Source organism: Rhodococcus sp. 077-4 (assembly GCF_047782425.1).
In the GTDB taxonomy this organism is placed as follows: Bacteria; Actinomycetota; Actinomycetes; order Mycobacteriales; family Mycobacteriaceae; genus Rhodococcoides.
On sequence record NZ_JAJPWC010000004.1, the window covers coordinates 157,093 to 169,809 of the forward strand.

General features: G+C 64.3%; 10 protein-coding genes and 2 tRNA genes. 3 read left to right on the plus strand and 9 right to left on the minus strand.

Going from position 1 to position 12,717, the window contains the following annotated elements; all coding sequences use genetic code 11:
- Positions 1–2: 2 nt before the first annotated feature.
- The 4 genes from ACNEOT_RS21150 to ACNEOT_RS21165 form a co-directional block, all read right to left on the minus strand.
- Positions 3–1,991 (minus strand): alpha/beta fold hydrolase, encoded by a 1,989-nt coding sequence (locus ACNEOT_RS21150; RefSeq protein ID WP_415976579.1) that lies wholly within the window; start codon positions 1,989–1,991, stop codon positions 3–5.
- A 189-nt stretch (positions 1,992–2,180) separates the two neighbouring features.
- A complete protein-coding gene (locus ACNEOT_RS21155; RefSeq protein ID WP_415976580.1) occupies positions 2,181–2,966 on the minus strand; it encodes a SigB/SigF/SigG family RNA polymerase sigma factor in 786 nt (261 codons plus the stop codon).
- Positions 2,966–3,397 (minus strand): ATP-binding protein, encoded by a 432-nt coding sequence (locus tag ACNEOT_RS21160; protein WP_415976581.1) that lies wholly within the window; start codon positions 3,395–3,397, stop codon positions 2,966–2,968. Before ACNEOT_RS21160 ends, ACNEOT_RS21155 begins: the two co-directional genes overlap by 1 nt.
- 100 nt (positions 3,398–3,497) lie before the next feature.
- On the minus strand, positions 3,498–4,577 hold the full coding sequence (locus ACNEOT_RS21165; RefSeq protein WP_415976582.1) for an FUSC family protein: 1,080 nt from the start codon (positions 4,575–4,577) through the stop codon (positions 3,498–3,500).
- Positions 4,578–4,661: 84 nt separating this feature from the next.
- Between ACNEOT_RS21165 and malQ the strand changes: the two genes are divergently transcribed.
- A complete protein-coding gene (gene malQ, locus ACNEOT_RS21170) occupies positions 4,662–6,833 on the plus strand; it encodes a 4-alpha-glucanotransferase (RefSeq protein WP_415976583.1) in 2,172 nt (723 codons plus the stop codon).
- A gap of 34 nt (positions 6,834–6,867) precedes the next feature.
- A complete protein-coding gene (gene fdhD, locus ACNEOT_RS21175) occupies positions 6,868–7,713 on the plus strand; it encodes a formate dehydrogenase accessory sulfurtransferase FdhD (RefSeq protein ID WP_415976584.1) in 846 nt (281 codons plus the stop codon).
- Between the two features lie 80 nt (positions 7,714–7,793).
- Here fdhD and clpX read toward each other — a convergent pair whose 3' ends face one another.
- The 5 genes from clpX to ACNEOT_RS21200 form a co-directional block, all read right to left on the minus strand.
- Entirely contained in the window at positions 7,794–9,074 is a 1,281-nt protein-coding gene (clpX, locus tag ACNEOT_RS21180) for an ATP-dependent Clp protease ATP-binding subunit ClpX (protein WP_415976585.1), read from the minus strand.
- 295 nt (positions 9,075–9,369) lie between these two features.
- Positions 9,370–10,011: an ATP-dependent Clp protease proteolytic subunit gene (locus tag ACNEOT_RS21185; protein ID WP_008715342.1), complete on the minus strand. Its 642-nt coding sequence runs from the start codon at positions 10,009–10,011 to the stop codon at positions 9,370–9,372.
- A gap of 47 nt (positions 10,012–10,058) precedes the next feature.
- Positions 10,059–10,709, minus strand: a complete 651-nt coding sequence (locus tag ACNEOT_RS21190; RefSeq protein WP_415976586.1) for an ATP-dependent Clp protease proteolytic subunit — start codon at positions 10,707–10,709, stop codon at positions 10,059–10,061.
- 83 nt (positions 10,710–10,792) lie between these two features.
- On the minus strand, positions 10,793–12,172 hold the full coding sequence (gene tig / locus ACNEOT_RS21195) for a trigger factor (RefSeq protein ID WP_415976587.1): 1,380 nt from the start codon (positions 12,170–12,172) through the stop codon (positions 10,793–10,795).
- A 104-nt stretch (positions 12,173–12,276) separates the two neighbouring features.
- Positions 12,277–12,350: transfer RNA gene (locus tag ACNEOT_RS21200), tRNA-Pro, on the minus strand.
- Between the two features lie 214 nt (positions 12,351–12,564).
- Here ACNEOT_RS21200 and ACNEOT_RS21205 point away from each other — a divergent pair.
- A tRNA-Gly gene (locus tag ACNEOT_RS21205) sits at positions 12,565–12,638 on the plus strand.
- Positions 12,639–12,717: the final 79 nt, after the last annotated feature.

The window sequence follows — 12,717 nt, forward strand, 5'->3', positions numbered from 1 at the left end:
TTCTAGTGGCCGAGGATTCGCGGCATCGACACCCTCTCGCCCAGCACGTGCTCGGCCAGGAATGCGAGCACCACCTCGTACCAGACCTTGGCGTGCTGGGGACTCAGAATCCAGTGGTTCTCCGCCGGGAAATAGAGGAAACGATGGTCGGTCCTGCCCTCGTCGTCGGCGGGCAGGCCCGATTCGCTGAGCAACTCGTACCACAGCCTCAGGCCCTCGCCGATCGGCACGCGATAGTCCTTGTCGCCGTGGATGACCAGCATCGGCGTCGCGATGTCCGCGACGAACAGGTGCGGAGAGTTCTCCACGGCCATCTCCGGAGACATCTCTCGCACCCAGTAGTACGGCGCATCGGTGGTGGGCCCGAACTGATCCATTGCCCACAGGCTCGCGTGGGTGACGATGGCGTCGAACCGGTCGGTGTGGCCGGCGATCCAGTTGGCCATGTAGCCGCCGAAGGATCCGCCCATCGCCGCGGTGCGGGTGTCGTCGATGTCGGCTCGCTCGGCGGCGACGTCGGTCAACGCCATCAGATCGGTGAACGGGGCCTTGCCCCACGCTCCCCAACCGCGCTGCACGAACTCCTGGCCGTAGCCGGTGGACAGGGCTGGATCCGGCAGCAGTACCGCGTACCCCTGCGCGACCATCAGCCACGGATTCCACCGCCACGACCACGTGTTCCACGAGCTGAGCGGGCCGCCGTGCACCCAGAGCAGCAGCGGTGCGGGTGCAGCCTCCGAAGCGTCGGCGGGCAGAGCCAGCCAGCCGCGTACCCGAGCACCGTCGTCGACGATGGTGTCGACCTCGGTCAGCGTTCCCGGCAAGGGGCTCGGTTCGATCGCGGTGTCGAGATCGACGACGGTACCGTCGGCCAGGTCGACGGAGACCGGATGCGGGGCGGCCAGGTACGACGCGGCCAGTGCCACCACCCTGGTTCCGTCCGAGGACATGTGAACGTGGGTGTACGCGTCGTTCGTGTTCGTCAGTCGACGCGGCGGCTCACCCTCGCGGACGACGAAGATCGGTGAGCAGCCGTCGTCGTCCGCAGTGACCAGCACCCCCGATCCATCCGGCAGCCACACGGGGTCGATCGGCCACCGATCCCAGTCGGGCGCGAGATCGGAGACCGAAGAAGTGCCGAAATCGTACTGCTGCAACGTCATTCGAGGTGCGTTCTCCGGAGTGGAGAGTGATTCACGGACGAACACGACGGACTTTCCGTCGGGCGACACTGCCGGCGCTCCCAGATCTGCATCGGCGTCGTCGACGATGGTGGTGCGCTCCCCCGTCGTCGTGTCGACGCGCACCAGCACGGTCCTCACGGTCGCCAGAGAGCCGGGCACCGCCCAGGTGGACACGACGAACGAACCGTCGGCACTGACATCGAACGACGCCTCGTGCAGGCCACCCGCTGCGTCGCGGGTGATATCACGCAGCCCCGGTGAATCCACCGACCCGACGAACAGGTGTGGTGTCGCGGGACCGAGATCGTGGTCCCAGAACCGAACCGGCACCCCGGTGTGCAGTATCGCATCCACCTTGTTCGCTGTGCGTTCGGTGCGCAGAGCGTCGTCGTCCTCGTCGGTGCTCGACGAGCCGAACACCGGTGAGACTCCGACGAATCCGGTGCCGGCGCTGGCTGTTCCGATGTTCGTCAGCCCGGCCGAGCGAGTCTCGAGCACTCGTGCCTCGCCGCCTTCGGCGGGCAGAATCCACAGCCGCGCGGGATCGTCCTTGTCGGATCGACGCGAGAACAACAGATCGCCTGCGGCGGTGAACACCGGATCGCTCTCACCCCACTCGCCGTGTGTGAGGCGTCGGGCAGGCGAACTGCCGTCGACATCGATCTCCCACAACGAAGTCCGATACTCGGTTCGCGAATCATCCAGTGCGGCAATCACGATCACCGCACGCGAGAAATCGTGCGCTACCGCCAGACCCGTGACCCGACGGGCTCCGATGTATTCGTCGACGTTCTCGTACATGCTCATCGACCGAGCCTAGCTTCACCGACAGACCACCCGAATCATTCCGCAGGCCCCACCATTGCCCACAGAGTCATTCCGCAGGCTCCACTCCGGCCCTCGGAGTCATTCCGCAGGCTCCACTCCTGCCCTCGGAGTCATTCCGCAGGCTCCACTCCTGCCCTCGGAGTCATTCCGTAGGCTCCACTCCTGCCCTCAGTCCTCGCCGAGATCCGCACGCAGCTGCGCGAGCGTACGAGCCAGGATTCGCGAAACGTGCATCTGCGAAATTCCCACCTTCTCCGCGATCTGAGTCTGAGTCATGGACCCGAAGAATCGGAGAACGACAATTCGACGCTCGCGTTCGGGCAGCTTCTCGAGTGCTGGGCGCACCGCGAGGTAGCTCTCCATCTTCTCGAGTTCCGGATCGTCGGCACCGAGGGTGTCCATCAGCGGCAGCCGATCCTCGCTGACCACGGAGTCGACCGAGACGGTCTGGTACGCACTGCGCGCCAGCAGCGCCTGGGAGGCTTCCTTGACGTCGATCCCGAGTTCGGCGGCGATCTCGCTGGCGGTCGGAGCTCGACCGAGCTTCTGCGACAACGAGCCAACGGCCTGCGAGATCATCGAGTTCAGTTCCTTCATGCGCCGTGGCACTCGAACCGACCAGCCTGCGTCGCGGAAGTAGCGTCGTGCCTCGCCCATGATCGTGGGGACGGCGAACGAGACGAAATCCGACCCGCGTTCGATGTCGAACCTGTCGACGGCGTTCACCAACCCGAGGCGGGAGACCTGCAGCAGGTCCTCATGGGCCTCACCGCGGCCACCGAAGCGCCGGGCGATGTGTTCGGCGAGCGGAAGGCAGCGAGTGATGATTCGATCGCGCAGAACTCGTCGCTGCGGTGAATTCTCGTCGAGCGCTTGCATCTGCTGAATGAGGGCGACAACGTCGCTGTAATCGTCGGACTCTCGCCGTGTGCTTCGTTCGTGCGGCACAGGCACTAGACCGTGTTCCTCCGCTTGACCACGTCGATCGCGACCGTGCGACCAGTCGCACCCTCGAGCGCATCATCGGCGCGCAGCTCGATGGTGTCGGTGAGGGTCTGCAGCACGTGCCAGCCGAAGCTGTCCTTCTTCGGCACGGACGTCGGAGCCAGCGTGGAGGTGACGAAGATTCGGATTCCGGAGTCGCTCACGGAGAACGTGCAGGACAATTCCGCGTCGGCGATCGAACCCTTGATCAACTGCGAACACACCTCGTCGACGACCAACTTGACGTCGGCGATGTCGTCGAGCGTGAAGTCGCTGAGCACCGCGAGAGTTTCGGCAACGGCACGAACCACTGGTAGCTGGTCGGCCTCGGCGCGCACCCTCAGCTCGACCGGTGCACCGGAACCTCGCTCCAGTTCTTCGATCTTGCTGACCCCAACCATCCGCACTTCCCATCGTCGCCGAGCAGTCGTTTTACCGTTCGCCGACCCAGACTACCCAGCGCACCAGGTTTCAACCGTCGCAGCCGGAGGGAGGACGGCTTCAGGTGAGAGCTCGCAACGCAGCCGTTGCCGGCCCCACGAGCCTGCCTGCGCTCATCGTCGCCCCCGTGGATCCTTGCTCGGACGTCTCCACGGCATCGACGAATGCGTCCAACGCGTCTTCGGCGGCCGCTGCGCTGTCGGCCACGTCCGCCTGGGATCGTTCCCCATCGCCCCGGCACTCGACGATGTCGGCCAGCGCGCGAACGAAGTCGGCACCGGCAACCCGGACGTCGTCGTCGAGCGCTCGAAACGGAGGGACCGGGTCGAGCCCGACCGCTGCGGCGTCGACCAATTCGCTGCAGTGGTTCCAGCTCGAGTCGATCGCACCGACCGTCGCGGTCCACCACCGGTGGCTGACCCGGGTGGACGCGGCCGACCGACGCAGGTTTGCGCGGGTGCTCTCCTCGGTCCACGTCAACGCGGCCTGCGCGTGCTGCACCTCGGCGCGAACCGCATTGCTGCGCGCACGCCAGTCCGATGACCGATCGCCCGCGCTGGATCGGTCCGGCTCGGGGTCCAGTCCGATCGCGACGTCACGCAACAGTGTCGCCGCCGTCGACGACACCGATTCGACGGCGCGTTGCGATGTCCTCCAGTACAGCGGCGGAGCGGCGAGTGCATTGACCGCCAAGCCCACCGCGGCGCCGATAGTGAGCTCGATGATCCTGTCCAGCAACGCGATCGGATCGGATGCCGAACCATAGGTGATCATCAGCAGCGCGGTCACCGGTATCCAGATTCCGCTCGTACCGAATTTCGACCATCGGCCGACGAGAGCTCCGACGAACACACAGATACCGAGGGCGACGCTCACGTCGTCGACGACGACCACGACGAGTCCGGCGACAAGTACTCCCACACTCACCGACGCGATCTGCTCCGCCGCCGATCGCAGGCTTCGACTGATCGTCACGTCTATCAGGAACACCGCCGCGTACGGTGCGAGAAACGGTTGCGTCATCGAGAGCACCTCGGTCGCCAGGATCCACGCAACCGCGGCCGCGCCTGCCATCTTCGCCGACACCACGAGAGCGTCCACTGCCGGACCGAGCGAAACCGACTGTCGTGTCCACCTCATCCGGGCTCGCCTACCCCACCCCTGCCGGCCCGAAACTGCCCGGCCCGGGTGACGCGGGCCGTCGATGCTGGCACGATCATCGGTGTGGACTACTCGCAGGCACTTCGCTCTCTCGCCCGACGACTCGGCACTTCGACCTCGTACCGAGGCTGGGACGACACCGAACACGAAGTGAGCGACGACACCCTACGGCAGGTGCTCGCTGCCCGCGGTTACGAGACCGAGTCGAGCGAGGACGTCGACCGAGCACTGGCCGATATCGACGACGCGCCGTGGCGTCGACTGCTACCGCCGGTGGTGGTGGCCACGCAGGGCACCGACGCCGTGGTGTGGGTGCATGTGCCACACGGTAATCCGGTCGAGGTCACGATGGTCTCCGAAGACGGCGAGACCATCGCGGTGGACCAGGCGGACGTATGGGTCGATCCCCGTGAGGTCGACGGCCGCCTGATCGGTCGCGCCACGTTCGTGATCCCCGGCAGCGCTCCACTCGGCTGGCACAGTCTGACCGCGACGACGATCAGCGAGGACAACACGGTCCGAACGTCGGACACTGTCGTGGTTGTCACCCCGAAATCGTTGTCCCCCAACGCAGAACTGGCAGATCGCCAGCGGACAGGTTTGCTGACCCAGTTGTACTCGGTGCGATCGAAACGATCGTGGGGAATCGGTGATCTCGGTGACCTCGCGGACATGGCCGACATCGCCGGTCGCGAGCACGGATTCGACTACCTCCTGGTCAATCCGTTGCACGCCGACCGACCGACCACACCGGTGGAGGCATCGCCGTATCTACCGACCACCCGCCGCTTCTTCAATTCGCTCTACATTCGAGTGGAGAACATCCGCGAGACCGCGCTGCTGTCGCGGGAACAGTTCGGCAAGGTCCGCGACGCTGCGAAGCGGTTCGACAAGGCCAACAAGCGAACCAGAAAGCTGGATCGAGACTCGACGTTCAAGGCGAAACTGCGTGCCCTGGAACGTGTGTACAAAGTGGAACGCAGCCCGGCTCGCGAGTCCGCATTCCGTGCTTTCGTCGAACGTGAGGGTTCCGGACTCCGCGATTTCGCGGTGTGGAGCGCCCTGGCGGAGAAGTTCGGACGCGAGGATTCGGTGTGGACCGACAGAGCCGCGCACCCGCGTACCGACTTCGTGCTGGAGCAGCGCACCAAGCTCGCCGAGCGCGTCGACTTCCACATGTGGCTGCAGTGGATCTGCGACGAGCAATTGGCCGCCGCGCAGCGTTCCGCGCTCGACGCGGGAATGGACATCGGCATCATGCACGACCTCGCCGTGGGCGTGGCGCGCGGTGGAGCCGACGCCTGGGCTCTCGGTGACGTGCTCGCCTCGGGCGTGACAGTGGGCGCGCCGCCGGACAACTTCAACCAGCAGGGCCAGAACTGGAACCAGCCACCCTGGGATCCAGATCGTCTCCGGGAGATGGCCTACATCCCGTACCGCGACATGCTGCGCACGATTCTGCGTCATGCCGGGGGCATCCGAGTCGACCACATCCTGGGCCTGTTCCGGCTGTGGTGGATTCCCCAGGAGGCCGAGAATGCCGGTGGCGGTACGTATGTCGAGTACGACCACGAGGCGCTGATCGGCATCCTCGCCCTCGAGGCCGAGCGCGCCGGTGCGGTGGTGGTCGGTGAGGATCTCGGCGTCTTCGAGCCGATGGTGCAGGAGTACCTGACCGAACGCGGCATCTTCGGTACCTCGATCCTGTGGTTCGAAGCCGACGAATCGGGCCCGATCCCGCCGGAGAACTACCGCAGGCTGTGTCTGACGTCGGTGACCACGCACGATCTGCCGCCCACGGCCGGATACCTCGACGGCGAACACATCGACCTGCGGTCACGTCTCGGCCTGCTCGAACGCGATATCGACTCCGAGAAAGAGGTCGACGCTCGCTCACGCGAGGCCGTTCTCGATCTGGCGCGCGAACGCGGGTTGCTCGACTCCGACGCCGACAACCACGAGACGGTGGAAGCCTTGCATCGCCTCGTCCAGCGCAGTCCGTCCTTGCTGATCGGAGTCGCTCTGGTCGATGCTGTCGGAGAACACCGCATCCAGAATCAGCCCGGAACCGACGAAACACAGTACGAGAATTGGAAGATCCCGTTGGCCGACGCCGAGGGCAGACGAGTCCTGGTCGAGGACCTCGTGGATCACCCCCGAATTGTCTCGCTGGTGCACGCGATGACCCACCGAGTCGACGGGCGCGCAACGGCAGGGTCCACAATCGAAGAATGAGTCACCGACGTCGCCCCGAATTCATCCGGCACTGATGGGCCGCATCACCACCCGCAGGCCCGTGGTCCGGCTTCGTGGCGAGCACCGCGTCGAACGTCCGGACACCCTCGTGGTCGAGGAGCCGCTCGAGTTACGGGTCGACGGAGCGGCGCTGGCCGTCACCATGAGAACTCCCGGCCACGACGTCGAGCTCGCCCACGGCTTCCTGCTCACCGAAGGCGTGATTGCCTCAGGAGCGGACATCTCCGCGGCGCGTTACTGCGACGGAGTCGACGACGAGGGCGCGAACACCTACAACGTCCTCGACATCACCCTGGCCGAGGGCGTTGCTCCACCGGAGACCGGAGTCGAACGAAACTTCTACACGACATCCTCGTGCGGGGTGTGCGGCAAGGGATCGTTGGACGCAATTCGATTGCGCACCAAGCATTCACCGGCGGCGGATTCGGCGCGGGTGACGTCCGAGACTCTCGCCGGGCTACCCGACACGTTGCGGGCTGCGCAGAAGGTCTTCGATGCAACCGGCGGACTGCATGCCGCCGCCCTGTTCACCGCAGAGGGCGAGATGCTCGTTCTCCGTGAGGATGTCGGACGCCACAACGCCGTCGACAAGGTGGTCGGCTGGGCGGTGACGAACGATCGAATTCCCCTGCGGGGCATGGTGCTGATGGTCAGCGGCCGCGCCTCGTTCGAGTTGGCACAGAAGGCGGTGATGTCGGGAATACCGATTCTCGCAGCGGTCTCGGCCCCGTCCTCGCTGGCGGTCGACCTCGCGGCCGAATCCGGTCTGACGGTCATCGGCTTCCTCCGCGGTCGGTCGATGAACATCTACTCCCACGCCGACCGCGTCCACATCTCAGAGGGCGGCGTCGACCGATAGTTCGGCTGACGGCAGGCGAACACAGAAGTGAGCCCCGATCATCGTTGCGATGATCGGGGCTCACTGTTCCGAACAGTTCGTCAGGCGGACTTGTCGCGACGCTCAGGACGCTCGGGCTTGCGCGGCACGATGGTCGGCAACACGTTGTCGTTCACGGTCTCGGCCGTCACCACGACCTTCTCGACGTCGTCGCGGCTCGGGATGTCGTACATCACCGGGAGCAGAACTTCTTCCATGATGGCACGCAGTCCACGAGCACCGGTTCCGCGAAGAATCGCTTGATCGGCGATCGCGTCCAGAGCCTCGGTGGTGAATTCGAGCTCGACACCGTCCATGTCGAACAGGCGACGGTACTGCTTGACGAGCGCATTCTTGGGCTCGGACAGAATCGTCACGAGCGATTCCTTGTCCAGGTTCGTCACCGAAGCGATCATCGGCAGTCGGCCGATGAACTCGGGGATCAGACCGAACTTGATCAGATCCTCGGGCATCACCTCGGCGAAATGATCCTGGGTGTCGATCTCGGCCTTGGAACGAACTTCGGCTCCGAAGCCGAGCCCGCGCTTCCCGACACGATCGGAGACGATCTTCTCGAGGCCGGCAAATGCTCCGGCCACGATGAACAGCACGTTCGTGGTGTCGATCTGGATGAACTCCTGGTGCGGATGCTTGCGACCACCCTGCGGCGGCACGCTGGCCTGGGTCCCTTCCAGAATCTTCAGCAGCGCCTGCTGGACACCTTCACCGGACACGTCGCGAGTGATGGACGGATTCTCGCTCTTGCGGGCGATCTTGTCGACCTCGTCGATGTAAATGATGCCGGTCTCGGCGCGCTTGACGTCGTAGTCCGCAGCCTGGATCAGCTTGAGCAGGATGTTCTCGACATCCTCGCCCACGTAGCCGGCCTCGGTCAGTGCGGTGGCGTCGGCGATGGCGAAGGGCACGTTGAGCATTTTGGCCAGAGTCTGCGCGAGGTACGTCTTTCCGCAACCCGTCGGTCCGAGCATCAGGATGTTCGACTTCGCCAGTTCGACGGATTCGCCACGGACGTCGCGCGCCTTGTCGCCGGCCTGAATGCGCTTGTAGTGGTTGTAGACCGCGACGGCCAACGTGCGCTTGGCAGCGTCCTGACCGATCACGTAGTTCTCGAGAAAGTCCTTGATCTCGGAGGGTTTGGGAAGGTCGTCGAGCTTGACTTCGCTCGCTTCGGCCAGTTCCTCTTCGATGATCTCGTTGCACAGGTCGATGCACTCATCGCAGATGTACACCCCTGGTCCAGCGATGAGCTTCTTGACCTGCTTCTGGCTCTTACCGCAGAAGGAGCACTTCAGCAGATCGCCACCGTCACCGATGCGTGCCATTGTCGAGGTTCCTACTTCCTTGTCCGCGTACGACCCACGCCGGCCGGGTACGACCGAAACCTTCGTGGGCTGATTCTCGGTCTGTCGACATCCGACTTCGGTCGACCGAGTTCTTGGATGCGACGGTACCCGTGTTCGCCGAACATGGGCGGGTTGTTTCCGGTGATTCGCCACCCGAATTCATCGAAGGCACCATTCGGCTGGCGAATCACGACCGCCGGGCGGAGTTCCACACTCGCACCCGGCGTTCGATCTCTACCCGTCCGTTGCGGTTCGACCTGCAGTACCCGCTCTGCTACTTCTGAGCAGAGAGCTTGCGGTACTCGAACACGGTGTCGATGATTCCGTAGTCCTTGGCCTGCTCCGCGGTGAGAATCTTGTCGCGATCGGTGTCCTTGCGGATGACGTCGGGATCCTTGCCGGTGTGGCGGCCGAGGGTGGTCTCCATGAGTCGACGCATGCGCTCGATCTCGGCGGCCTGGATTTCGAGGTCGGACACCTGGCCCTGAATACCACCGCTCGAGGGCTGATGAATCAGCACGCGGGCGTTGGGCAGTGCTGCACGCTTACCGGGAGTACCGGCGGCGAGCAGAACGGCTGCGGCCGAAGCGGCCTGACCGAGGCAGACGGTCGCGACATCGGCGCGGACGTACTGCATCGTGTCGTAGATCGCCATCAGTGACGTGAACGAGCCACCGGGCGAGTTGATGTACATCGTGATGTCCCGGTCGGGATCGAGTCCCTCGAGCACCAGCAACTGAGCCATGACGTCGTTGGCGGACGCGTCGTCCACCTGGACGCCGAGGAAGATGATGCGCTCCTCGAACAGCTTGTTGTACGGGTTCGATTCCTTCACGCCGTAGCTGGAGTGCTCGACGAAGGACGGCAGGATGTAGCGGGAGGACGGCAGCTGATTGGGGTCGAACAGGTTTGTCATCGTTTCTCCAAGATGTAAGTGATCGAGGGTCGCCGGTAGCGGCCGAACTACTCGCCGATTCCGCCGGCCTGTCGCGCACGGCTGACCACGTGATCCACGAACCCGTATTCCTTGGCGGCCTGCGCCGTGAACCAGCGGTCGCGATCGGAGTCTTCGGTGATCTGCTCGACGGTCTGACCCGTGTGCAGGGCGATCAGCTCTGCCATCTCGCGCTTGGTGTGCGCGAACTGCTCGGCCATGATGGCGATATCGGAGGCGCTGCCGCCGATTCCGGCCGAAGGCTGGTGCATCATGATGCGCGCGTGCGGCAGGGCGTAGCGCTTGCCCTTGGCACCGGCCGAGAGCAGGAACTGACCCATGGAGGCAGCCAGACCCATTCCGTAGGTCGCGATGTCGCACTCGGCGAATTCCATCGTGTCGAAAATGGCCATACCCGCGGTGACCGAGCCACCGGGCGAGTTGATGTACAGCGCGATGTCGCGAGTGGCATCCTCGGCCGAGAGCAGCAGGATCTGAGCGCACAACTTGTTGGCGATGTCGTCGTCGACCTGGGTACCGAGGAAGATGATGCGGTTTTGAAGCAGACGCTCGTACACGGAGTCGCTGAGATTCAGCCCTGCTGCGGCCGAAGTCATGACGGGACTCTGCTGGTGCGAAGCCGCCGGATTCTGAACAGTCACGGTACCTGCCTTTTCCATAACAAATCGTTGGTTCCTGACACAGACACTAACGAAAGACGGCGGCCCCGGAGTCCCGGAACCGCCGTCGTTCGCTGTGAGCGTTACTTCTCTTGTTCGCCCTCGGAAGAATCCGCTGCTTCGACCTCGTCGGGAGCATCGGCAGGGCTGCCGAACAGCTCTGCGGTGTCGACACTCGCACCGGTGGTGTCGGTCACGGTGACGCGCTCGACCACAGAGGCCAGCGCCTTACCGCGCTTGACATCGGCGAACACTGCACCGAGCTGGTTGGCCTGCTGCACCTGCTGGATGAACTGCTCGGGCGGCATGCCGTAGCGCTGCGCCTGGAAGATGATCCGTTCGGTGAGCTCTTCCTGGCCGACCTGAGTGTTCTCGGCCTCGGCGATCGCATCGAGAAGGAGCTGGGTGCGTACCGACTTCTCGGCACCTTCCTTGACGTCCTTGTCGAACTCCTCGCGGCTCGAACCCTGCGATTCGAGCAGCTCGGCGAGGGCTTCCTCGTTGTGATCGAGACCGTGGATGGCCTCGTGCACCTGGGAATCGACCTCGGCCTTGACGACGGCCTCGGGGGCCGGGATCTCGATTGTCTCGAGCAGCGTCTCGAGCACCTTGTCGCGAATCTGACCGGCCTGCTCGACCTTCGCGACTCGCTCGACGCGCGTCTTCAGGTCGGCGAGCAGCTCGTCGAACGTGTCGAACTCGCTGGCCAGCTGAGCGAACTCGTCGTCGGCCTCGGGCAGCTCGCGCTCCTTGACGGAGACGACCTTGACGGTGACGACGGCTTCCTTGCCTGCGTGCTCGCCGGCGACCAGCGTCGAGGTGAACTCCTTCGACTCGTCCGCCGATACGCCGATGATCGCGTCGTCCAGGCCCTCGATGAGCTGGCCGGAACCGACCTCGTGGGACAGCCCGCTCGCGGTGGCTTCTTCCACGTTCTCGCCGTCGACGGTGGCCGAGAGGTCGATGGAGACGAAGTCGCCCGACTGAACCGGACGATCGACACCGGTCAGGGTGCCGAAACGCTGACGTAGCGACTGCAGCTGCTCGTCGACTGCTTCTTCGGAGATCTCCAGCGGATCGACGACGACACTGATGGTCGAGTAGTCGGGCAGGTCGATCTCGGGACGGACGTCGACCTCGGCGGTGAACGTGAGTTCCGTGCCGTCTTCGATCTTGGTGATCTCGATCTCGGGCTGGCCGATGACCTTGACCTTCTCGTTGGTCACGGCCTCGGAGTAGCGGGACGGAAGAGCGTCGTTGACGACCTGCTCGAGTACGGCACCCCGGCCGACTCGCGCCTCGAGCAGCTTGGCCGGAGCCTTGCCGGGACGGAATCCGGGGAGGCGGATCTGCTGAGCCAAAGCCTTGTACGCGCGGTCGAAATCAGGCTTGAGCTCCTCGAAGGGCACCTCAACGTTGATACGGACTCGCGTCGGGCTCAGCTGCTCGACGGTGCTCTTCACGGGACATGCTCCTTAGAGGTCGTTCTTGCTTGCTGGTGGTTCTGGCTTGCTGTCATCTCTCGCTGACCACGAGCACGGTGAGCCATGCCTGCGGCTCTCATTTGTCGGGGTGACAGGAATTGAACCTGCGACCCTCCGCTCCCAAAGCGGATGCGCTACCAAGCTGCGCCACACCCCGTCGTACGGACACCATTGAACAGCAACCGATAGTAGCCCCCCATGGGCGCCCCACCTATGAGGTTGTCGATACCCCACCCACGAGGTTGTCGGTGGGGTGTCGATCGCTCACGAAAAGCAGGCACGAAAGGCCGGTTTGGAATCCGGCGGCGGCGTTGGGTACAGTCTTGAAACGCAGGCGACGGAACTGGCGATCCCACGACTGTTGTTTGCATGCCGATGTAGCTCAATGGTAGAGCCCCTGTCTTCCAAACAGGCTACGCGAGTTCGATTCTCGTCATCGGCTCCACCGAAAAGCCCCGCACTTCACGTGCGGGGCTTTTTCGTGTCCGCGTACCCTGGAACATGCCCTGTTCGCCCAGTGACGT